Genomic DNA, 22,127 nt, shown 5'->3' on the forward strand with positions numbered 1-22,127 from the left:
AGCGGTGGGGGCACCTGCCCGGGGCCGCGTACGACGGTGTGCGCGGGCCCGTCACGCACGGGGAAGATCGCGGGGGAGCGATGAGCACGACCGACGCCGGGGTTCCGGCGATCACGCTGACCGAGGCGGAACTGGACCGCTACGTCACACACGCGCCGACGCGCGGCCTGCTCGCGGGCGCCGGCCTGCCCGCGGTGACCGACCTGCTGACCTTCTCCCCGCTGCGCACGCACGGTCTGCGCACCCTCGCCGACGCCGCCGACGGCCCCCTGCGCCTGGCGGAGGAGCTGCGCGGCCGGCTGGTCATAGGCGAACTGCTCGGCCCGGCCGGGCTGGAGCGCGAGTCGATCCTGCTCGACGGCGTCACGGGCGAACTGACCACGGCGTTCCTGCGCGATCCGTACGACGCGCGCCCCTTAGCGCCGTCCCTGCACACGCTGCTGCGCTTCGCGGCGGTCACCGAGGAACTGGCGGGCCTGCGCGGCCGGTTCGCGTCCCTGGCGGGCCGGTACGGCCCGCAGACCGTGACCGAGGCGTCCCGCCGCCTCCTCACCCTCTTCGAGGAGGACTCGAACGGCGAGGTCCCGCCGTACTGGAAGGCGGCGGCCCTGATCCGTCCCCTCGCCCTGGTCGCCGGCCCCGGTACGGCCTCGGGGCTCGCCCTGGACGTGCCCGCGCGGGTGCTGGACCAGGAGTTCGGGCACGGCAGGGTGACCAGGTTCGAGGAGGTCGACTTCCCGCCGACGCTCACTCACGAGCCGACGCGCCGCTTCCTGCGCGAGACGGGACTGCCGGAGTCGGCGGTCCTGTACCAGGCCGACACGGACGTCCCGCTGCCCACGCTGCGGGAGTACTTCACCGAGGAACACCCCGACCGCCCCGTCACCGACCTCCCGGCCCACTGCGACCACCTGATCCGCCTCGGCCGGCTCAGGGACGAGACCAGCCTGGTGGTGGACGGCAGAACGGGCACGGTCCTGACCTTCAGCGAGCCGGACGCGACGCTGCACCCCCTCAACACCGACGTCTCCACACTGGCGTTCACCCTGTGGCTCATCCACCACGAGCGCGTGATCGACACCCACCTGGGCCACGAACTGGCCACCCACGCCTACGACCACCTGGTCGCCCTCATGCTCCACACCCTGGAGTCCATAGACCCCACAGGCACCCTCCCGGAAACGAGCTGGCACTACTGGACCCACTTGCTCCAGGACGAGACGGACGGAGTGCTGTGACCCGAGGCCCGGTCAGGCGGCGGCCTTCTGCCGGGCCATCTCCCGGGCCCGGTCGTTCAGTTCCCGCACCTTCGCGTTCTTCAGGTACGGGCGGAGGCGTCGCCGCATGATGCCGAAGTGTTCATCGGCCCGCGAAGAGCTGAGCGTCGCGTAGTCGTCCAGGAAGGCATGCCAGGTGGCACACGCCGCCTCGATGTGACCGACTTCGAACTGCCGCTGGGCGAGCAGTCCGTTGGCGTGGGCGTTGCCCTGCTTCTCCTTGGCCGGACGGACCCGGTTCGATGCCCGCATGGCCGTGATCGACCCGGGGACGTCACCGAGGGCGTGGAGCACGGCGGACTGGTGGAAGAAGTAGGCGGCCTGGTCATAGCCCCCGATGGCGTCCCGCCGGTCGTCCGCCTTCGCCAGGGCGGTTTCGGTCTCCCTGAGCCGCGCGAAGGCCTGCCGCCGGTCGCCGGCCAGCGCGGCCCCGTGCGCCTGCTGCCCCCGGAGGAAGGCGACCAGGCGCGGTCCGGCGGAGGGCGCGGCCTCGGCGGCGGAGTCCGCCAGTTCCAGCGCCCTGTTCGCATGCCGGAGGCTGGCGGCCTGGAGCGCCATGCCCCGCAGGGTGCGGCAGTACGTCACCTGGTCGTCCGCCGCTTTCGCCAGACCGAGGGCCTGCCGGTAGTACCGCTGGCCGAGGCCGTGCGCGCGCTCGTACATGGCCATCCACCCGGTCAGGTAGACCAGATCGGACGCGGCGGCCCGCATGTCCTTCTTCACGGCATCGTGGCCGTCGGCCCGAAGGTACGACGCGACCGAGTTCACAAGGAACGCGGCAGCCATGGGCCGCGCGTGCGCGCCCCCCAGTTCGTCGAGAATGTCGGCGATCCTGTCCGTCATGCTCCGGACCACGGCGACATCCCCGGGCCCGATCCGGACGGTGCGGCCGGCGGCCTGGTGCTCCAGCCGGTCCAGCGTCTCGTCTGCGTCATCGAAGCGCGGTACCGCCAGCGCGGCCGAGTAGAGCGCGGTGGTCAGGACCGTGCGGCGCGATGGGTCCATGTCTGCCTTTCCGGTGTGCGGCTTCCTCAGAAGGTGACGGGGCGCCCGATACGGCGGGTCAAAGCCTTGATGACGACAGGGCGGGCGGCGCTCAATCGGGAAGCGAGTGCGTCACAGTGCGCTCGAGCCTGGCCATGCGCAGCACGTCCGGGCGGGGTTGGTTCCAGCGGTTCTGGGGAATCTCGGCAGGGCGACTCACCGGGCACGCCTCCAGGAACACGCCGAACTGTTCGTCACACCAGCTCGGGACCCACGCGCCCGAACGGCAGAGGAAGACGGCGTCGAAGACCACGTCCGGCGCCTGGCCGTTGTCGATCGTCATGTTGACCGGGATCAGGGGTTCCTCGGCCGGTCGCTTCATGGACTCGCGCCACGGCGGAAAGTGCACATGGAGACGAGACCCCGCCCAGTAGTGGGCGAGAAGCCAGTTCTCCGCGCTGATCGGACCACGAGCCTTCCAGTCCTCGAAGCTCCGGTGGTGCTGTTTGTAGCCGCAGTCGTGGTGTGCGTCATAGAGGTGGACAGACTCCCACGGTCCGGCACCGCCCAGGTTCGAAGGGAAGAGCTGTCCGGCCCACGCGTTCGAGTCGGCGTAGAACAGTACGGCGTCAGGGGAGACGATGAAGCGGTCCCAGAACCGGAAGAAGCCCCGGCAGTAAGGGAGAGGAACACCGGCCACCTGGAAGGCACGGAGGCGCCGGAGCCAGATGGCCTCCACGTGCAGCGGATCTTCCGCGGCGGGCCACGCATACAGCTCGGCGTTCGGCCCGAGTGGAGCGCCGGCCGTGGGGGTCGGGAAAAAGTAGTCCCAGTCGACTACAAGCAGATGCATGCCGAGAACCTCACGAGCGGGGGAGTCCCCCGGCCGGAACCGGGGGTCCCTGTGAACGTGGTGCGGTAGGTCAAACTGCGCCGAGGTGGCCCGGCGAACCGGAACCGCCCTTGCCGTCGCCGTCCTCGATATCGGTGTTGTCGTCACCGCCGCCGTGGTCGCTACCCTGGCTGGCGAGTGCTTCCTTGAGCGTCATGGCGTGGCCTTTCTCTCAAGCCGGTCAAGGGGCCATCCCGTGGCCGATGGGCACTTGCTGACCCGCCCCCACTGATGGGGAAAGCAGCACCGATCGCCCCTCGGCTCCGTGTCTGCCATGACATGATGCTCAGGAATTTGGTGGAGTGCGTAGGGTATTTGCGTTGTCGGGTACAAGGATCACGAGCGGAAGCGGCCGGCCCAATCGGCCAGCCGTTCCCTGCCCTCTTCCCCGAACAGGGCATAACCTTCGTAGATTCCGAACTCGTTGAGGTAAGCCGACACGTCTCGGTGATCCCGAAAAACCATTACCCCGGTCTGTGCCTCCACTGTAGCTATCCGGGTGTCATAGATGGTGAAGGTGTTCAATGGTGCAGTAGGCATGTGGCCGTCCAGAGGGATGACACCGAGTCGGATATTCGACAGCAGGCTGATCGAAACAAGACGGTCAAGCTGCATGGCCATGGCTGCTGGGGTCAGAAATGGCCACCTTACGGCTTGCTCGGCCAGAATGAATGTGAAGCGTTTCGATGCGTCATAAAGAACTGACTGTCGTTCCAGTTTCTTTGCGATGGCCTTGCTGTGGTCGCCGGGGATATGGGCGAGGCTGGCCTTGATGTAGTCGGGTGTTGCCAGTAGGCCGGTTACCATGGAGAGCAGGAAGTACCGGAACTCTGTTGAGGCTTTCTCGAATCCGGAGAGCTCGTTCTGTTTCTTCTCCAGCCCGGTGCGTCGTTGCGACCAGGCGTCCTGCCATTCGCTGTTGGCGCTGCGAGCAAGGACCGCCAGTCTGGAAACGAGCTCCGGGGGTACATCCAACGCCCTGAGGATCAGTTCAACGTCGACTAGGGTCGGGGTCAGCTTCGCCCCCTCGATGTTGCTGATTTTCGTTTGGCTCATGGCGCACCGCTGAGCGAGCCGGGTCTGGGTGATTCCGGCTCGCTTGCGAAGTGTCTTCAATGTCTCGGCTAGGTCGGCTCTGGACTGGCCCAGCTCTTCTGGCTCAAAGATCAAGGCCCTTCACGTACTCCTGGAAGGGAACAGACTCTGCCAGTGCGATTCGCTGATATTCGAGGAACGGTGCCACGTCGCCCTCGTACAGTTCGCGGTTGATCTGCGTTCCGTCCGCCTCATAGTGCATGAGGACGACTTCCGATTTATCGAACATCCAGAAGTCTTCAACGCCCGGCAGGGGATTCTCGCGCTCGGTCACGTCGAGGATTCTGATGTCTTCCCCGATGGGGGCCTGATGGCGGTAGTACCTCTCGAACTCGAAACGCAGGTAATCGGAGAGCGGTCGAGTCAGGATGTGCACCCGCCCCACACTTGCCCCGGATTCCCCGCAGTGCCGGATCATCGCCGTCCAAGAGTCCTCGTACGGCCCCGGAAACCGTTCACCCGACAGGAAGCGGGCGAATTCTTCGGCCTCTTGCGGCACTCGGTAAATGGGCAGCGTCTCCAGGCGCCATGCCTCGCTCTGGAAGTCGCGAAACTTGACTTGCCAGGCTTCACCAGCCAAGAGCATTGAATGCCTCCCTCAATACGCTTTCCGGGATCTCGACCAGACCTTCCCCCTCGGGCGGGATGAAGCCGTTGAACACGTCACCCTGCACCAAGAACGATCCCCTTCCGGTGCGATACAGGTTCGGACAATCCCCTTGCCCGCACTCTCCGTTCCCGTTGCCGGTAAGGCGGGTCAGTTCGTCGCGAGCCATGCTCAAACCCCTTTGGCCTGGCCCCATTTGGGGCCCTTGACCATGACGGTACGAGGGTTTCCCGAGAGCGTCCATGCGGCAACGCCGATATTGGCGTAGTCGGGTAAGGATCTTGCTCGGGGGTCGAACGACAAGCGCCTCTGGCGAGCGCCGGCCCAGCCCCGGCGCCGCGTACCGCCGCAACGCCTTGTCGGTCCACGGGGCCGGGTGGGCGTAATCCTCGGCCGGTCGGGAGGCCCTGGTAGGCCGCCCCCGGCGGTTCATCGTCTTCTGGTGCGACTCGCTGCGGCAAGCGGCTTGGGGCATCCCCTGTTCGGGATGCCAGGCAGCAGCTCCCCGGCTGCTCTGCCCTGCTCGTCTCCGCTGGTCAGCTGCGTTTGGAGGCCGTGGCGGGAATCGAACCCGCGTAACTCGCTTTGCAGGCGAGTCCCTAAACCACTCGGGCACACGGCCGTGTTGGGTTGTTGTGCTCGGCCGTGGTGAGAGTCGCGGCCGTGTTGGTGAGATGAACGTATGGGGCGGGGTGGGTGGGGCTCAAGAGGGGGGCGGGGGTTGCAATGCGACTGCCATACGCCGTTCATGAAAGCGGTGGTGGCGTACGACCAAGGGATGAGGGGAGGTGGGGCTCCTGACAGGGGTCAAAGTTGGTTGCGGGCCTTACCCTGACGAGCATGAGCGCCCTCGAATCCCGCGACCCCGCTGTCCTTGATCCCCCCGCCGACCAGGCGACCGGCGTGCTGAGCCGGGCCTACCGGGCGCTCAGTGTCGGCATCGTGTCCGTCGTCGTGCTGATCGCGTTCGAGGCGACGGCCGTCGGCACGGCGATGCCGGTCGCCGCGCGGGAGCTGGACGGCGTGGCGCTGTACGCGTTCGCCTTCTCCGGGTACTTCACGACCAGCCTCTTCGGCATGGTGCTCGCCGGGCAGTGGTCCGACCGGCGCGGCCCGCTCGGCGCGCTGACCACCGGCATCGCGGCCTTCGCCGCGGGCCTCGTCGTAGCCGGGACCGCGCAGGCCATGTGGGCGTTCATCCTCGGCCGCGCCGTGCAGGGGCTGGGCGGCGGGCTGGTCATCGTCGCGTTGTACGTCGTCGTGGGCCGGGCCTACCCCGAGCGGCTGCGGCCCGCGATCATGGCCGCGTTCGCCGCCGGGTGGGTCGTACCGTCCATCGTCGGCCCCCTCGCCTCCGGTGCCGTCACCGAGCAGCTCGGCTGGCGCTGGGTGTTCCTCGGCATCCCGGTCCTCGTCGTGTTCCCGCTCGCCCTCGCCCTGCCCCAGATACGCCGGCGGGCGGCGGGCCCGGTGGACGAGCGGGCCGGTGCCGCCGCCTTCGACCGGCGGCGGATCAGGCTCGCGTTCGGCATCTCCCTCGGCGCCGGGCTCCTCCAGTACGCCGCCCAGGACCTGCGGCTCCTCTCCCTGCTCCCCGGGCTGGCCGGGGCGGCCCTGCTGGTCCCCGCCGTCCTCGGACTGCTGCCCCGGGGCACCTACCGGGCCGCCCGCGGTCTGCCCTCCGTCGTGCTGCTGCGCGGGCTGGCGGCCGGGTCCTTCATCGCCGCCGAGTCCTTCGTCCCGCTGATGCTGGTCACCCAGCGCGGGCTGTCGCCGACCCTCGCCGGGTTCTCGCTCGCGGCCGGCGGCGGCACCTGGGCGCTCGGCTCGTTCGTGCAGTCCCGGCCGCGCCTGACGCCGTACCGGGAGCGGCTGATGACCCTGGGCATGGTGCTGGTCGCCGCCGCGATCCTGACCGCGCCCAGCGTGCTGATCCACTCCGTGCCCGTGTGGACCGTCGCCGCCGCGTGGGGCGTCGGCTGCTTCGGGATGGGCCTGGTGATCTCCTCCACCAGCGTGCTGCTGCTGAAGCTGTCCGCCCCGGAGGAGGCCGGCTCCAACTCCGCCGCGCTCCAGATCTCCGACGCCCTGTCCAACGTGGTCCTGCTGGCGGCGGCCGGCGCGGCCTTCGCCGCCCTGGGCGGCGGCAGCACCGCCGCCACCGCGGCCGGCGACGGGGGCCGTCCCGCCGCCTTCGCCGCCGTCTTCCTGCCGATGGCCGCGGTGGCGCTGGTGGGCTCCTGGGTGACGACGCGGCTGCGGGAACGCACCGCGCACCCCGAGTGACCGGTGGTGGTCAGGGGGACCACGGGGCCGCTGTGATGTCGCTCCCACCCGGGGGCGACCCCGGCTCGTTCACGGCGTGCTCGCGGGACGGCGCCGGTAGGGTGGCCCGGTTGTCGTACGTAGCCGCCCGACCCTGATCCACGGAGACCGTGACTACCACCGCCGCATCCTCCGCCACCTCCGCTTCCTCCCATCACCTCTCGCCCGCCTTCCCGGGCCGGGCCCCCTGGGGTACCGCCAGCAAGCTGCGTGCCTGGCAGCAGGGGGCGATGGAGAAGTACATCCAGGAGCAGCCGCGCGACTTCCTCGCCGTCGCCACGCCCGGCGCCGGCAAGACGACCTTCGCGCTGACCCTGGCCTCCTGGCTGCTGCACCACCACGTCGTGCAGCAGGTCACCGTGGTCGCTCCCACCGAGCACCTGAAGAAGCAGTGGGCCGAGGCCGCGGGCCGGATCGGGATCAGACTCGACCCGGAGTACAGCGCGGGCCCGCTCGGCCGGGAGTACGACGGCGTCGCCGTGACGTACGCCGGTGTGGGCGTCCGCCCGATGCTGCACCGCAACCGGGTCGAGCAGCGCAAGACCCTGGTGATCCTGGACGAGATCCACCACGCCGGTGACTCCAAGTCCTGGGGCGAGGCGTGTCTGGAGGCATTCGAGCCGGCCACCCGGCGCCTGGCGCTGACCGGTACGCCGTTCCGCTCCGACACCAACCCCATCCCCTTCGTGACCTACGAGGAGGACAACGCGGGCATCCGGCGCTCCGCCGCCGACTACACCTACGGCTACGGGTCCGCGCTGGCGGACGGCGTCGTCCGGCCGGTGATCTTCCTCTCCTACAGCGGCAACATGCGCTGGCGCACCAAGGCCGGTGACGAGGTCGCCGCCCGGCTCGGCGAGCCGATGACCAAGGACGCGGTCAGCCAGGCGTGGCGTACGGCCCTCGACCCGCGCGGCGAATGGATGCCGAGCGTGCTGCGCGCCGCCGACCAGCGGCTGACCGAGGTCCGCAAGGGCATCCCGGACGCGGGCGCGCTCGTCATCGCCTCCGACCAGGACTCCGCGCGCGCGTACGCCAAGCTCATCCGGGAGATCACGGGGACGAAGGCGACGCTCGTGCTCTCGGACGACGCCGGCGCCTCGAAGCGGATCGACGAGTTCAGCGCGAGCGACGACCGGTGGATGGTCGCCGTACGCATGGTGTCCGAGGGCGTCGACGTGCCGCGGCTCGCGGTCGGGGTGTACGCCACGACGATCTCGACGCCGCTGTTCTTCGCGCAGGCCGTCGGGCGTTTCGTACGGTCCCGGCGGCGTGGCGAGACCGCGTCCGTGTTCCTGCCGACCGTGCCCGACCTGCTGACCTTCGCCAACGAGATGGAGAAGGAACGGGACCACGCCCTCGACAAGCCGAAGAAGGAGGGCGAGGAGGACCCGTACGCCGAATCCGAGAAGGAGATGGAGGAGGCGAACAAGCAGCAGGACGAGGACACCGGCGAGCAGGACATGCTGCCGTTCGAGGCGCTGGAGTCCGACGCCGTGTTCGACCGGGTGCTGTACGACGGCGCCGAGTTCGGCATGCAGGCCCACCCCGGGAGCGAGGAGGAGCAGGACTACCTGGGGATCCCGGGGCTGCTGGAGCCCGAGCAGGTGCAGTTGCTGTTGCAGAAGCGGCAGGCCCGGCAGATCGCGCACAGTCGGAAGAAGCCGGACACGGAGGCCGACCTGCTGGAGCTGCCGGCCGAGCGGCGGCCGGTGGTGACGCACAAGGAGCTGATGGAGCTGCGGAAGCGGCTGAACACGATGGTCAGCGCGTATGTGCACCAGAGCGGTAAGCCGCACGGGGTGATCCACACCGAGCTGCGGCGGGTGTGCGGGGGCCCGCCGAGTGCGGAGGCCACGGCGGGACAGTTGCGGCAGCGGATCGCCAAGGTGCAGGAGTGGGCGACCCGCATGAAGTGACGCCCGCGTGCCCCATTGGTTCCCGGGGCCGGGGCGGAGCCCCGCACTACGGCACTCACTCAGCCGACCGAGTCGGGTGGGCGGGCGACACCCCGCCCCCCGCTTCCCCTGAAGCCCTCCGTCCGCCCCCGTTTCGGCACCCACCGGTGTGCGTATCCGGACGAATGCAGCCAGGCCGGATCTGGCCTTGCCCGGATTCTGGACTGAGACTTCCGCTCAGCGAACCCGCTTCGCTACTGTCCGGCTACGCACACGCCCCGTGGCAGCGCCGCCGCGGAGCGCAGCCGTGAAGCGACAGGGCCTGGAGCCGCCGGGCCGTCCTGCCGATCGGCGGCCTCTGAAGCGCGTCGCCGACGGGACTCGGTGTCGCATCCGCCGCTCAGGGACCCGCCGACCTCACCGCCGAAGGAGTGGGCGTCGTGACCGCGGAGACCTCTCAGACGCTCGACCGGGGACTGCGCGTCCTCAAGCTGCTGGCCGACACGGACCATGGGCTGACCGTCACCGAGTTGTCCACCAAACTGGGCGTGAACCGGACGGTCGTCTACCGGTTGCTCGCCACCCTCGAACAACACGCGCTCGTACGACGGGACTTGGGAGGGCGGGCCCGGGTCGGCCTGGGAGTGCTGCGACTCGGCCGGCAGGTGCATCCGCTGGTGCGCGAGGCCGCACTGCCCGCACTGCGCTCCCTCGCCGAGGACATAGGGGCCACCGCGCACCTGACGCTGGTGGACGGCACGGAGGCGCTCGCCGTCGCCGTGGTCGAACCGACCTGGACCGACTACCACGTGGCGTACCGCCCCGGTTTCCGGCACCCCCTCGACCGGGGCGCCGCGGGCCGGGCCATCCTCGCCGCGCGCCAGTCGCCGTCCGCCGACCCCGGCTACACCCTCACCCACGGCGAACTGGAGGCCGGCGCGAGCGGGGCCGCCGCGCCGCTGGTCGGGGTCACCGGCGTCGAGGGCAGCGTGGGCGTGGTGATGCTGACCGACGCCGTGCCGGAGCGGGTCGGCGAGCGGGTGGTGGAAGCGGCCCGCGAGGTCGCGGAAGCACTGCGCTGACCGCCGGGCCCGGACACGGCGAGGGCCCCCGCGGCCGTCACGTTAGATTGATTCCGTGCTCTCACGTCTCACACGCCCCCAGGCCCTCGCCGTCAGCGCGCTGCCCGTCGTGGCCCTGCTCGCCACGGCGGCGTTCGCGCCGCTGCCGTTCTCCGTGGCGCAGCCCGGCTCGACGGCGAACGTGCTCGGCGAGAACCAGGGCACCCCGGTGATCACCGTGTCCGGCACGCCGACCCGGAAGACCAGCGGGCAGCTGCGGATGACCACGATCGTGGCGACCGGCCCGGACGCCCGGATCTCCCTCGGTGACGTGGTCGGCAACTGGTTCCGTACCGACCGGGCCGTCATGCCGCGCGACTCGGTGTATCCGAAGGGCGACAGCGTCAAGGAGATCGAGAAGCACAACCTGGCGCAGATGCGCGAGTCCCAGGACTCGGCCACCCAGGCGGCGCTGAAGCACCTCGGGCTCGGCGCGGACAAGGTGAAGGTCACGCTGCGCCTCGCCGACGTGGGCGGGCCCAGCGCGGGCCTGCTGTTCAGCCTCGGCATCATCGACAAGCTGGACGGCGACGGCAGCGGCGGCGACCTCACGGGCGGCCGCACCATCGCCGGTACGGGGACGATCGACGGCTCCGGCAAGGTCGGCGCGGTCGGCGGGGTGGGCCTGAAGACCCAGGCGGCGCGCCGGGACGGGGCGACCGTGTTCCTGGTGCCGAAGGCGGAGTGCGCCGAGGCCGAGGCCGAGCTGCCCGAGGGGCTGCGCCTGGTGCCGGTGACCACGCTCAAGGGCGCCGTCGACGCCCTGGTGGCCCTGGAGAAGGGCAAGGGCCGGGTCCCGAGCTGCTGAGCCGGGACTCCGGCCGCCCCGCCGGGCCCCGCCCGCTCACCTCCCCTCCCGCGCCGCCTGTTCCACCAGGGGGATCACCCGCAGCGGTACCGGTGTCTCCATCACGATCGTCGTGGAGGCCCGGACGATGCCGTCGAAGCCCACCACCCGGTCGATCACCCGTTGCAGGTCGGCGTTCGAGCGGGCCACCAGCCGGCACAGCATGTCCCCGCTGCCGGTGGTGGTCAGCAGTTCCAGCACCTCCGGCACGGTCGCCAGGTGCGCGCGGACGTCGGGGCCCTGGCCCTGGCGGATCTGGAGGGTGGCGAACGCGGTGACCGGGTAGCCGAGGGCCGCCGGGTCCACCTGCGGGCCGAAGCCCCGGATGACCCCGTTCGCCAGCAGCCGGTCCAGCCGGGCCTGCACGGTGCCCCGCGCCACCCCCAGCCGCCGGGACATCTCCAGCACGCCGACGCGCGGCTCCTCGGCCAGCAGCACGATGATCCGTCCGTCCAGATGATCGATCGCCACGGGACCCCCTGAGATGGTCAGCCTGTACAGAAAGACCGTAGGAACGGCCGTATCGCTGAACACATTGCCCAGCGGATTCGCGAACTATTGCGCACCTTGCAGACCGGGGCCACCCTTCGGGTATGACGCAGACCACACACCACACTCCCGACACGACCGCCCGGCAGGACGACCCCTTCCCGGTCAAGGGAATGGACGCGGTCGTCTTCGCCGTGGGCAACGCCAAGCAGGCGGCGCACTACTACTCCACCGCCTTCGGCATGCGGCTGGTCGCCTACTCCGGACCGGAGAACGGCAGCCGCGAGACCGCCAGTTACGTGCTGGAGAACGGCTCCGCCCGGTTCGTCCTCACCTCGGTGATCAAGCCGGTGAGCACCTGGGGCCACTTCCTGGCCCGGCACGTCGCCGAGCACGGTGACGGCGTCATCGACCTGGCCATCGAGGTCCCGGACGCCCGCGCCGCCTACGCGTACGCCGTCGAGCACGGCGCCCGCGGCGTCACCGAGCCGTACGAGGTGAAGGACGAGCACGGCACGGTCGTCCTCGCCGCGATCGCCACCTACGGCGAGACCCGCCACACCCTGGTCGACCGCTCCGGCTACGACGGCCCCTACCTGCCCGGTTACACGGCGGCCGAGCCGCTCGTCGAGCCGCCCGCCGTGCGCACCTTCCAGGCCGTCGACCACTGCGTGGGCAACGTCGAACTCGGCAAGATGAACGAGTGGGTGGCCTTCTACAACAAGGTGCTGGGCTTCACGAACATGAAGGAGTTCGTGGGCGACGACATCGCCACCGAGTACAGCGCGCTGATGTCGAAGGTGGTCGCGGACGGCACCCTCAAGGTCAAGTTCCCGATCAACGAGCCCGCCATCGCCAAGAAGAAGTCGCAGATCGACGAGTACCTGGAGTTCTACGGCGGCGCCGGCGTCCAGCACATCGCGCTCAACACCAACGACATCGTGCAGACCGTCCGCACCATGCGCGCCGCCGGTGTCGAGTTCCTCGACACCCCGGACTCCTACTACGACACCCTCGGCGAGTGGGTCGGCGACACCCGCGTGCCGATCGACACCCTGCGCGAGCTGAAGATCCTCGCCGACCGCGACGAGGACGGCTACCTGCTCCAGATCTTCACCAAGCCGGTCCAGGACCGGCCCACGGTGTTCTTCGAACTCATCGAGCGGCACGGCTCGATGGGCTTCGGCAAGGGCAACTTCAAGGCCCTGTTCGAGGCCATCGAGCGCGAGCAGGCCAAGCGGGGCAACCTGTAGCGGCGGGCCCTACTCGCTGGGCGGCGGCTCGTCGGGCACGTCGCCCAGCTCCCGCAGCGCCTCCCGCACCAGCGGCACCCGCAGCGGCGAGAAGTACGGGTTGATCCTGAGCGCCTCCTGAAGGTGCCGCCGGGCGGGACCGGTCCGCTCCAGCTCCGCCTCGATCACCCCCAGGTGGTACGCGTACAGCGCGCTGCGCACCCCGCCGCCCTTCGCCTTGTCCGTCGCGACGGCCGCGTACGTCAGCGCCTGTTGGTCCTCGCCGGTGCGGTGCAGCGCCCAGCCCAGCGCGTCGGCCACCTCGATGCCCGGCTGCCTCCGCCACTCCTCCTCCAGCCGCTCCACGGCCTCCCACGGGTCCCCGTGGTCCGCCTCGAACCGGCCGATCAGCAGCTCCTCGTCCACCCCGCCCGCCACCGACCGCGCCACCGCCTCCCGCATCCGCGCGTAACTCTCCTCGGCGGCACCCGGCTGCCCCAGCGACTCGTACAGCTCGCCCAGCTCCAGCAGGTCCTCCGGGCGCGGCCGGGTCGCGACGGCGGCCCGGTAGGCGGCCAGCGCCTCCGAGGTGCGGCCCAGCGCGGCCAGCGTCCGCGCCCGCCCGGCCGCTGCCGCCCGCTGGTCCGCGTCGAGCCGCAGCGCCGCCTCGAAGTGCCGCAGCGCCTCCGGCAGGTCCCCGCGCTCCCAGGCCAGCTGCCCCACCCCGGCCAGCCAGGCGGCCCGCTCCGCCGGGGTGCGGGCGGCGGCCGCCGCGTCGGTCAGCTGCGCCACCGCGTCCTCCCGCCAGCCCCGGTCCCGGTACACCGCCGCCGCCCGCGCCATCACGGCCGGCCGCGTCGCCGCGTCGGTGCGCAGCGCCAGCAGCTTGTCCAGGGCGGCGCGGGCCTTCTCGTAGTCGCCGAGCCCGGTGTAGGCGTCGATCAGCGCCGGGTACGCCGACCACCGCTTCGGCGCCGCCTTCCCGGCCTGCTCGGCGTACCGTTTCGCCGCCGGGAAGTCCCGGCGCGCCAGCGCCAGCGCGGCCAGCCCGTCCAGCGCCTCGGTGTTCCGCGCGCCCCGCACGTCCAGCGATGCCTTGAGCGCCCGCTCGGCGCGCGGATAGTCGGCCGCGTCACCCGCCCGGCGGCCCCGCTCCACATACGCCGACCCCAGCACCGCCCAGGCCACGGCGTCCTTCGGCCGCTCCCGCACCAGCCGCTCCTGCCGTCCGATCAGCGCCGTCAGCCCGGGCAGCGCGGCCGGCACGCCGTAGGTCACCGCCGTCGGCACCTGCTCCCGCGGCCGGGACTGCGGACCGGCGACGGGCGGCCGGGCCGGCCGGTGCCGCTGCGGCTCCCCGGGCAGCAGCACCAGCACCGCGCCCGTCGCCAGACTGCCCGCCAGCGCGGCGAGCAGCAGCCGCCGCACCACCCGCCGCCGGCGCGGCACCGACGGCTCGGAGATCAGGGACGTACCCACGCACTGCCGGTTCTCCATGGCGCTCACTGTGCGTCAATATGACGAGCACATCCGGGTGGCCCAAGGGCGGCGCGGGCGGGGTTCACACCGATGGCCGCGAGTGTCACGCTGTGATCATGAGCCGTATCGAAGCGCCACGCGACGAGCACACCGGTAACCTCGCCGACCGGCTCCTGGCCGGCCTGCCGCCCGAGGCCGTCCTGACCGACCCCGACGTCACCGCCTCCTACGCCCACGACATGGCGAGCTTCTGCCCGGCCGGCCGGCCCGCCGCCGTCGTCCTGCCGCGCACCGTCGAGCAGGTCCAGCACGTCATGCGCACCGCCTCCGAACTGCGCGTCCCGGTCGTCCCGCAGGGCGCCCGCACCGGCCTGTCCGGCGGCGCGAACGCCACCGACGGCTGCATCGCGCTGTCGCTGACCAAGATGGACCGCATCCTGGAGATCAGCCCCGTCGACCGGATCGCCGTGGTGGAACCGGGCGTGATCAACGCGACCCTCTCCCGCGCGGTCGGGGAACACGGCCTGTACTACCCGCCGGACCCCTCCAGCTGGGAGATGTGCACCATCGGCGGCAACATCGGCACCGCCTCCGGCGGCCTGTGCTGCGTCAAGTACGGCGTCACCGCCGAGTACGTCCTCGGCCTGGACGTCGTCCTCGCCGACGGCCGCCTGATGTCCACCGGCCGGCGCACCGCCAAGGGCGTCGCGGGCTACGACCTCACCCGTCTCTTCGTCGGCTCCGAGGGCTCGCTCGGCATCGTCGTCCGGGCGGTCCTGGCGCTGAAGCCGAAGCCGCCCCGGCAACTGGTGCTGGCCGCCGAGTTCGCCTCGGCGACCGCCGCCTGCGACGCGGTGTGCCGCATCATGGCCGGCGGTCACGTCCCGTCCCTCCTCGAACTGATGGACCGTACGACGGTCAAGGCGGTCAACGACCTCGCGCACATGGGCCTGCCCGAGACCACCGAGGCGCTGCTGCTGGCCGCCTTCGACACCCCGGACCCCACCGCCGACCTGGCCGCCGTCGCCGCCCTGTGCGAGGCCGCCGGCGCCACCGAGGTCGTGCCCGCCGACGACGAGGCCGAGTCCGAACTGCTGCTCCAGGCCCGGCGGCTCTCGCTGACCGCGCTGGAGGCGGTCAAGGGCACGACGATGATCGACGACGTGTGCGTGCCCCGCTCCCGGCTCGGCGAGATGCTGGCGGGCGTGGAGCGGATCGCCGCCAAGTACGACCTGACGATCGGCGTGTGCGCGCACGCGGGTGACGGCAACACCCACCCCACCGTCTGCTTCGACGCCCGCGACCCCGAGGAGTCCCGCCGGGCCCGCGAGTCCTTCGACGAGATCATGGCCCTCGGCCTGGAGCTGGGCGGCACCATCACCGGGGAGCACGGGGTCGGCGTGCTGAAGAAGGAGTGGCTGGCCCGGGAACTGGGCCCGGTCGGGGTGGAGATGCAGCGGGCGGTGAAGCACGCCTTCGACCCGCTGGGCATCCTCAACCCCGGCAAGCTGTTCTGACCTCCCGGGCCGTCCCGGCCGCCCGGGCCCTGGTACCCGGCTCACCGGGCGAGGAGCTGGTCGAGCGCGTCGTCGAGGCCCGGCTGATCGCCCTCCGTGCCCGGCGGCACCGACCGCAGCGTCCGCTCCAGCCAGGCCGAGACCTGCCCGACGGGCGCCTGGAGCAGCGCGTCGCCGTCCGGCGCGCTCAGCGCCATCAGGACGACACCGCGCCCGTCCGACCTCCCCGGCCACACCCGTACGTCCCCCTGCCCGCACGGCCGGAACACCCCCTCCACCAGCAGCTCGCGGGCGAACGTCCAGTGCACCGGGTGCCCGGAGTTGATGTGGAAGGCGATGTGGACGGCGTAGGGGTCCTCGGAGCGGTAGGTGAGCCGGGCCGGGACCGGGACGCTCTCCTCCGGCGACAGGACGAGCCTCAGCTCCAGCTCCCGCTCCACCACGGTGTGCCGCATGACGTGTTTCCCTTCTGGTCGGGGCCGCTCGGACCGGGCCCGTACCAGGGGAGAGCGGGCCGGGGCCGGACCATTACGCGGGTCCGGGGAAGTTTTTTCCGCGGGCCCCGGAAAGCGGGCACGGCGTTGCCCGGAAAGGGGTGGGTCCCGCCGGACTGGCGCTGCGGGCTGCCCCGGTCTGATAGATGTGGAGGCCCCCATCACACCCCCGAGCAGATACGGGACGACGGACATGAGCGCCCCAACCCCGGCACCCGGCGACGACAGGCCCCGCGAGGGCTACTACCCGGACCCGTCCATCCCCGGCTACGTCCGGTACTGGAACGGCGCCTCCTGGGTGCCCGGCACCAGCCGTCCGGCGCCCAAGGACGGCGAGCCGCTCATCCCGCCCCCCGGCCTCCGGCCGGCCGCCCCGGCCGTGGAGGAGACCGGACCCCACTTCTTCGACGAGGACCCGCCCGCCGCCGGGGTGCGGCCCGCGGAGCCGGGGCCGGCCACCGGCACCGGCCGGCAGGACCCCACCGGCGCCCAGCCGGGACAGTGGACCCAGGCCGCCCAGGCCGCCCAGGCCGCCCACGCGGATCAGTGGGCCCGGGCGGACGAGAGCGACCAGGCGAACCCGGCCGACCAGTGGACCCGGACGGGCCAGGCCGGTCAGGACGGCCAGGCCGGCCAGTGGGAGGCCGTAGACCAGGCAGGTCAGAACGGCCAGGCGGGGCAGTGGGCCCAGGCGGGGCAGGGCGGTCGGACGGGAGAGGGTGATCCGGCCGCGCGGGGTGGTCAGGCGCTGCCGGGCGGTCCGACCGCGCAGGGCGGCCCGGTCGTGCAGGGCGGTGCGGCCGCCGCGCAGGGCGGTGCGGTCGCGCAGGCGGGCCAAGCCGCGCCGTGGGGCCAGTCGGCCCCGGCCGCTCAGCCAGGTCGACTCGACACCCCCGGTCAGCCCGGCGCCCCCGCCCAGCCCGGAGTAACCGCCCAGCCCGGCACACCCGGTCTGCCCGGCACCCCTGCCCAGTCCGGCGTACCCGGCCAGTCCGGCGGACCCGCCCTGCCCGGCACGCCCGCGCACCCCGGCGTACCCGGCCGGTCCGGCGCCGCTGCCCATCCCGGTGCCCCTGCCCAGTCCGGCGTATCCGCTCAGCCCGCCGCCCCCGGTCTCCCCGGGCAGCGGGACCGGTCCGGTGGGTTCGGTGGGGACGGCGGGCGTGGTGGGGCCTGGGGCGCCGATCCGCGGGTGCCGATGGACTCCCCGGCCGGTTCCGGTGGCCAGGGTGCCGACCGCGCCGACGGCACCGCGACGGTCCCCCCGGCCGAGGCCGGCGACGCCCCGGACCCCGGCACGTTCGTGTTCCGGCGCCCGGTGCCCGGCCCGGCGGCGGCCCGTACCGACGACGGCACGATGACCATCCGCCCGGTGCCCTCCGACCCGCCCGCCCCCGCCGCCGAGGGCGCCCAGGGCCCCGTCGGCGCGCCCGCCGCCTCCGGCTTCGGCGCCGGCAAGGCCGCCGCGCAGGCCGCTGCCGCCGCGCAGGCGCCCGTCACCCCTCAGGCACCACAGCCGCAGGCACCGCACCCCGCCCCCGCCGTGGCGTCCGCCGTGCCGCAGCAGTCCGGCCCCGCTCCCGTCACCACCCCCGTGACCAGCGGGCCCGGCGGCGGGCAGGCGTCCTGGGCGCAGCAGGTGCATCAGCTCGCCGGCGGCGGGGACGAGCCGTCCGTCGCGCCGTGGAAGCCACCGGTGGAGGACCTCTTCCAGGCCGCCGCGCGCAGACAGGCCGCCGCCCGTCCCGCCGGGCTCGGCAAGCGGCTCGCGGCGCGGCTGATCGACCTGGCCGTGGTGGGTGCGGTGACGGCCGCCGCGGCGGTGCCGCTCGGCATCCGGGCCGTGGACCACGTCCAGCAGAAGATCGACGCGGCCCGGCTGTCCGGCCACCAGGTCACCGTGTGGCTGATCGACGGCACGACCGGCACCGGCCTCGGCATCGTCCTCGCCGTCCTGCTGCTCGCCGGTGTCCTGTACGAGGTGCTGCCCACCGTCCGCTGGGGCCGCACCCTCGGCAAGAAGCTGTGCGGTCTGGAGGTGCGGGACATCGAGGCGCACGAGCCGCCGGGGTTCGGCCCGGCGCTGCGCCGCTGGCTGGTGTTCAGCGTGCCGGGCCTGCTGGTCGTCGGTGTCGTGGGCGTGCTGTGGTGCCTGTTCGACCGGCCCTGGCGCCAGTGCTGGCACGACAAGGCGGCGCGCACGTTCGTCGCGGGCTGAACCGGGGCTGAACCGGGGCTGAACCGGGGCGGGGCCGGGGGAAGCCGGGGGAGGGGCCGGGTACTCCGTCCGGCCGTCTGCCGGATGCGCGGCGGCGGCCCGCGGGTTCCACTCGGGCCATGAGCAGCGCACCGCCCCCCGGCTCCGGAGAGCAGCCCCCCGAGGACGATCCCTTCAGGAAGCGGCCCCCGTCGGACCAGGGGCCGGGCTCGCCGTACGACACCCCGCCCCCGTACGGCGGCGACCAGCCGCCGCCCCCCGGCGGCCCGTACGGCGGCGGGCCCCAAGGCGGCGGCCCCTACGGCGGCGGCCCCTACGGGTCCGGGGCCGGCGGCTATCCCGCCGATCCCCTGGCCGGCATGCCCCCGCTCGCCGACAGCGGCAAGCGGACGCTCGCGCGGATCATCGACATGATCCTGGTCGGCATCGTCGTCTGGCTGCTCACCTTGGTGTTCGGCGTGAGCGAGTACACGTACACCATCGACGGCGACCGGATCGACGCCGGCCGGTCCGTCGCCCAGTCCCTGATCGCGGCCGTGCTCTACGTCGCCTACGACACCTTCATGACCAGCCGGTCGGGGCAGACCCTCGGCAAGAAGTGGCTCGGCCTGCGGGTGGCCGACCTGGCCGACGGCGCCACCCCGTCCGTGTCGACCTCGCTGACCCGCGCCCTGGTGCTGTGGGTGCCGTTCGCCTTCTGCTGCGCCTGTGTCTGGACGGCTGTCGCGGGCGGCTGGAGCTTCTTCGACAAGCCGTACAAGCAGGGCCTGCACGACAAGGCGGCCAAGACGGTGGTGGTCAGCACTCGGTGAGCGGCGTACCGCCGGGGCGGGTCACGGAGCGGTGGACACGCGTCCCCCGTCCGTGGCCGGCCCGGCGGGCGTCGGCATGACGAGCGCCGGGAAGGACACGGCGCGGGAGCCGTAGGGGAGCGCGGCGGCCGGACGCGGCAGGGTGATCGCGCCCTGACCCACGGAGCCGGTGCACGGGGGGCGCACGGAGTCACCGTCCCGTCGGACGGGCAACTCGGCAGGGCTGACGGCGCGTCGGCGCCTGTCCGCAAAGCGGACTTCACCTCCGCATAGTGCACTTGTCCTGCTCAAGTCAAGGTCTGTCTTTTCTGTCAAACCTCTAGTCAAATGTCGTCACTTGACTACACGCGTTGATCTTGCGCGCACGGATTCCTCCATGCCCGGAACCCCCTGTCCGTGTGCGCGGCGCGGGGGAGGAACTCAAGTGACCAGCAGATCCTGGACGTTCAGAGCGGCCGCCATCGGCGTGACCCTCGCGGCGGCGTCCGCCTCGTTCGCGACGTTCGCCGTCGCCGAGGCGAGCACCCAGCCCCGGCCCGCCACCGCGAACCGGCACGACCCGGCACCGGAGAAGCAGCACGAGCACGACCTGGACGGCCCCCTGAGCAAGACCCAGGACGCCCAGCGCGAAGAGGCCCTGAACCAGCTCATATCCGGCGAGGCCACCGCGCAGGAGCGCAACGGCTCGAAGGTCGTCAAGCTCAAGAGCCGCAAGGGCGAGAGCAAGTACGTCGAGCTGAGCCGCGAGAAGACCGACAAGATCTTCACCATCCTGGTGGAGTTCGGGGACAAGACCGACCCCAAGTTCGGCGGCACCCCCGGCCCGCTGCACAACCGGATCGCCGCGCCGGACCGCACCAAGGACAACTCCACGGCCTGGCAGCAGGACTACGACCGCAAGCACTACGAGGACCTCTACTTCGGCACCGGCAAGAACACCGAGTCGCTGAAGAAGTACTACGAGAAGCAGTCCTCGGGCCGCTACTCGGTCTCCGGTGAGGTCACCGACTGGGTCAAGGTCCCCTACAACGAGGCCCGTTACGGCAACAACGCGTGCGGCTCCACCAACTGCCCGAGCGTGTGGAGCATCGTCAGCGACGGCCTGGGCGCCTGGGTCGCCCAGCAGAAGGCGGCCGGCCGCACCGACGCCGACATCAAGAAGGACCTCGCCCAGTACGACCAGTGGGACCGGTACGACTTCGACGGTGACGGCAACTTCAACGAGCCGGACGGCTACGTCGACCACTTCCAGATCGTGCACGCCGGCGAGGACGAGTCCGCGGGCGGCGGCGCCCAGGGCACGGACGCGATCTGGGCCCACCGCTGGTACGCCTTCGGCACCGACGCCGGTGCCACCGGCCCGCAGAACAACAAGCTCGGCGGCACCCAGGTCGGCGACACCGGCATCTGGGTCGGCGACTACACCATCCAGCCGGAGAACGGCGGCCTCGGCGTCTTCGCCCACGAGTACGGCCACGACCTCGGCCTGCCGGACGAGTACGACACCGACGGCGGCGACAACTCCACCGGTTTCTGGACCCTGATGTCCTCCGGCTCCTGGCTCGGCCGGGGCAAGGAGTCCATCGGCGACCTGCCCGGTGACATGAACTCCTGGGACAAGCTCCAGCTCGGCTGGCTGAACTACGACACCGCCACGGCCGGCAAGCAGTCCACCCACAAGCTGGGCCCGGCCGAGTTCAACACCTTCGACAAGCAGGCCCTCGTGGTCAACCTGCCCGACAAGGCGGTCACCACCACGATCGTCCAGCCCGCCCAGGGCTCGGCCCAGTGGTGGAGCGGCAGCGGCAACGACCTGAAGAACACGCTGACCCGGTCCGTGGACCTGACCGGCAAGACCTCGGCGAGCCTCACCCTGGACGGCTGGTGGGCCACCGAGGAGGGCTACGACTACGTCTACACCGAGGTGTCCACCGACGGCGGTGCCAACTGGACCGCGCTGGACGGCACCGCGGACGGCCAGGCCCTGCCCAAGGACGCCGGCGGCAAGCCCGCGCTGAGCGGCTTCTCCGAGACGCACAAGAAGCTGTCGTTCCCGCTCGACGCCTACGCGGGCAAGAAGATCGACCTGCGCTTCCGCTACGCCACCGACAGCGGTGTCGCGGAGAACGGCTTCACCGCCGACGAGATCACCGTGACCGCCGACGGCACCCCGCTGTTCGCGGACGACGCCGAGAAGGCGGACGCCGGCTGGACCGCGAACGGCTTCTCCCGCATCGGCGCGTCCTTCACCAAGGACTACAAGCAGTACTACATCGCCGAGAACCGGCAGTACGTGTCGTACGACAAGACGCTGAAGACGGGCCCGTACAACTTCGGCTTCGCGTCGCGTCCGGACTGGGTGGAGCACTACCCGTACCAGAACGGCCTGCTGATCTGGAAGTGGGACACCTCCCAGGCGGACAACAACACCAACAGCACCAACGGTCACCCGGGCACCGGTCTGATCCTCCCCGTCGACTCGCACCCGACGGCGCTGAAGTGGGCCGACGGCACGCTGCTGCGCAACCGCGTCCAGGCCTACGACTCGCCGTTCAGCCTGTACGCCACGGACGGCATCACCCTGCACAAGGCCGATGTCGCGCTGAAGATCAAGGGCTCGAAGGGTGTGCCGGTCTTCAACGACCACACCAGCACCTACTACGACCCCTCGAACCCGACCGGTGGCGTGAAGGTCACTGACACCAACACCAAGATCACGATCGTCAAGGAGGCCAAGGACGGCTCGACGATCTCCCTCAAGGTCGGCCCCGCAGTGAAGTAGCCCGCATCACCGCAGGTCACAGACGTATCGGCGGCAACCCCTGGCGGGTTGCCGCCGA

Annotated in this window: 19 protein-coding genes, 1 tRNA gene and 1 pseudogene; 10 read left to right on the top strand and 11 right to left on the bottom strand. The window is 71.5% G+C overall.

Annotated features, from left to right (window positions below):
- The first annotated feature begins 80 nt into the window (after positions 1–80).
- Positions 81–1,238, top strand: coding sequence for an SUKH-4 family immunity protein (locus tag ACSURM_RS22650; RefSeq protein WP_436957478.1), 1,158 nt, complete (start codon positions 81–83; stop codon positions 1,236–1,238).
- A gap of 12 nt (positions 1,239–1,250) precedes the next feature.
- Here the strand turns inward: ACSURM_RS22650 and ACSURM_RS22655 are convergent.
- The 7 genes and pseudogenes from ACSURM_RS22655 to ACSURM_RS22685 form a co-directional block, all read right to left on the bottom strand.
- Positions 1,251–2,365, bottom strand: a pseudogene (locus ACSURM_RS22655) (hypothetical protein); the annotation flags it as partial.
- 8 nt (positions 2,366–2,373) lie between these two features.
- Complete coding sequence (locus ACSURM_RS22660; protein ID WP_436957480.1) at positions 2,374–3,114, bottom strand: hypothetical protein; 741 nt, start codon at positions 3,112–3,114, stop codon at positions 2,374–2,376.
- A gap of 70 nt (positions 3,115–3,184) precedes the next feature.
- Positions 3,185–3,310: a hypothetical protein gene (locus ACSURM_RS22665; RefSeq protein ID WP_436957481.1), complete on the bottom strand. Its 126-nt coding sequence runs from the start codon at positions 3,308–3,310 to the stop codon at positions 3,185–3,187.
- 179 nt (positions 3,311–3,489) lie between these two features.
- Positions 3,490–4,323 carry a helix-turn-helix domain-containing protein gene (locus ACSURM_RS22670; RefSeq protein WP_436957482.1) on the bottom strand — a complete coding sequence of 278 codons (834 nt, stop codon included), beginning with the start codon at positions 4,321–4,323 and terminating at the stop codon, positions 3,490–3,492.
- A complete protein-coding gene (locus ACSURM_RS22675; RefSeq protein WP_436957484.1) occupies positions 4,313–4,834 on the bottom strand; it encodes a DUF6879 family protein in 522 nt (173 codons plus the stop codon). The genes ACSURM_RS22670 and ACSURM_RS22675 overlap by 11 nt, the downstream gene beginning before the upstream one ends.
- Positions 4,818–5,024, bottom strand: coding sequence for a hypothetical protein (locus ACSURM_RS22680; protein ID WP_436957486.1), 207 nt, complete (start codon positions 5,022–5,024; stop codon positions 4,818–4,820). The genes ACSURM_RS22675 and ACSURM_RS22680 overlap by 17 nt, the downstream gene beginning before the upstream one ends.
- Positions 5,025–5,402: 378 nt before the next feature.
- Positions 5,403–5,477: transfer RNA gene (locus ACSURM_RS22685), tRNA-Cys, on the bottom strand.
- A gap of 218 nt (positions 5,478–5,695) precedes the next feature.
- On the opposite strand from ACSURM_RS22685, the gene ACSURM_RS22690 reads away from it, so the two are divergent.
- The 4 genes from ACSURM_RS22690 (at position 5,696) to ACSURM_RS22705 (ending at position 11,007) form a co-directional block, all read left to right on the top strand.
- Positions 5,696–7,141 carry an MFS transporter gene (locus ACSURM_RS22690; protein WP_436957487.1) on the top strand — a complete coding sequence of 482 codons (1,446 nt, stop codon included), beginning with the start codon at positions 5,696–5,698 and terminating at the stop codon, positions 7,139–7,141.
- A gap of 149 nt (positions 7,142–7,290) precedes the next feature.
- Positions 7,291–9,099, top strand: coding sequence for a DEAD/DEAH box helicase (locus ACSURM_RS22695; protein WP_189754240.1), 1,809 nt, complete (start codon positions 7,291–7,293; stop codon positions 9,097–9,099).
- 419 nt (positions 9,100–9,518) lie between these two features.
- A complete protein-coding gene (locus tag ACSURM_RS22700; protein WP_436957489.1) occupies positions 9,519–10,160 on the top strand; it encodes an IclR family transcriptional regulator in 642 nt (213 codons plus the stop codon).
- Positions 10,161–10,215: 55 nt separating this feature from the next.
- Positions 10,216–11,007, top strand: coding sequence for a S16 family serine protease (locus ACSURM_RS22705; RefSeq protein ID WP_436957491.1), 792 nt, complete (start codon positions 10,216–10,218; stop codon positions 11,005–11,007).
- A 36-nt stretch (positions 11,008–11,043) separates the two neighbouring features.
- Here the strand turns inward: ACSURM_RS22705 and ACSURM_RS22710 are convergent, their stop codons facing one another.
- Complete coding sequence (locus ACSURM_RS22710; RefSeq protein WP_436957492.1) at positions 11,044–11,517, bottom strand: Lrp/AsnC family transcriptional regulator; 474 nt, start codon at positions 11,515–11,517, stop codon at positions 11,044–11,046.
- A 122-nt stretch (positions 11,518–11,639) separates the two neighbouring features.
- Here ACSURM_RS22710 and hppD point away from each other — a divergent pair, with 122 nt between their 5' ends.
- Positions 11,640–12,788 carry a 4-hydroxyphenylpyruvate dioxygenase gene (gene hppD, locus ACSURM_RS22715; RefSeq protein WP_436957494.1) on the top strand — a complete coding sequence of 383 codons (1,149 nt, stop codon included), beginning with the start codon at positions 11,640–11,642 and terminating at the stop codon, positions 12,786–12,788.
- Between the two features lie 9 nt (positions 12,789–12,797).
- Here the strand turns inward: hppD and ACSURM_RS22720 are convergent, their stop codons facing one another.
- Positions 12,798–14,264, bottom strand: a complete 1,467-nt coding sequence (locus ACSURM_RS22720) for a tetratricopeptide repeat protein (RefSeq protein ID WP_436957496.1) — start codon at positions 14,262–14,264, stop codon at positions 12,798–12,800.
- A 92-nt stretch (positions 14,265–14,356) separates the two neighbouring features.
- On the opposite strand from ACSURM_RS22720, the gene ACSURM_RS22725 reads away from it, so the two are divergent.
- Positions 14,357–15,763 carry an FAD-binding oxidoreductase gene (locus tag ACSURM_RS22725; protein ID WP_436957498.1) on the top strand — a complete coding sequence of 469 codons (1,407 nt, stop codon included), beginning with the start codon at positions 14,357–14,359 and terminating at the stop codon, positions 15,761–15,763.
- A gap of 41 nt (positions 15,764–15,804) precedes the next feature.
- Here the strand turns inward: ACSURM_RS22725 and ACSURM_RS22730 are convergent, their stop codons facing one another.
- Positions 15,805–16,218, bottom strand: coding sequence for an SsgA family sporulation/cell division regulator (locus ACSURM_RS22730; protein WP_436957499.1), 414 nt, complete (start codon positions 16,216–16,218; stop codon positions 15,805–15,807).
- A gap of 232 nt (positions 16,219–16,450) precedes the next feature.
- Between ACSURM_RS22730 and ACSURM_RS22735 the strand changes: the two genes are divergently transcribed.
- The gene (locus tag ACSURM_RS22735; RefSeq protein ID WP_436957501.1) at positions 16,451–18,475 is read left to right on the top strand and encodes an RDD family protein; all 2,025 of its coding nucleotides are present in this window, start codon (positions 16,451–16,453) and stop codon (positions 18,473–18,475) included.
- A 119-nt stretch (positions 18,476–18,594) separates the two neighbouring features.
- A complete protein-coding gene (locus ACSURM_RS22740; RefSeq protein WP_436957502.1) occupies positions 18,595–19,287 on the top strand; it encodes an RDD family protein in 693 nt (230 codons plus the stop codon).
- A gap of 21 nt (positions 19,288–19,308) precedes the next feature.
- Here ACSURM_RS22740 and ACSURM_RS22745 read toward each other — a convergent pair whose 3' ends face one another.
- On the bottom strand, positions 19,309–19,473 hold the full coding sequence (locus ACSURM_RS22745) for a hypothetical protein (RefSeq protein ID WP_436957503.1): 165 nt from the start codon (positions 19,471–19,473) through the stop codon (positions 19,309–19,311).
- Positions 19,474–19,711: 238 nt separating this feature from the next.
- Here ACSURM_RS22745 and ACSURM_RS22750 point away from each other — a divergent pair, with 238 nt between their 5' ends.
- On the top strand, positions 19,712–22,069 hold the full coding sequence (locus ACSURM_RS22750) for an immune inhibitor A domain-containing protein (RefSeq protein WP_436957505.1): 2,358 nt from the start codon (positions 19,712–19,714) through the stop codon (positions 22,067–22,069).
- The last annotated feature ends 58 nt before the right edge of the window (positions 22,070–22,127 follow it).

Source organism: Streptomyces sp. SudanB182_2057 (assembly GCF_964272715.1).
GTDB classification, from domain to species: Bacteria; Actinomycetota; Actinomycetes; order Streptomycetales; family Streptomycetaceae; genus Streptomyces; species Streptomyces rubradiris.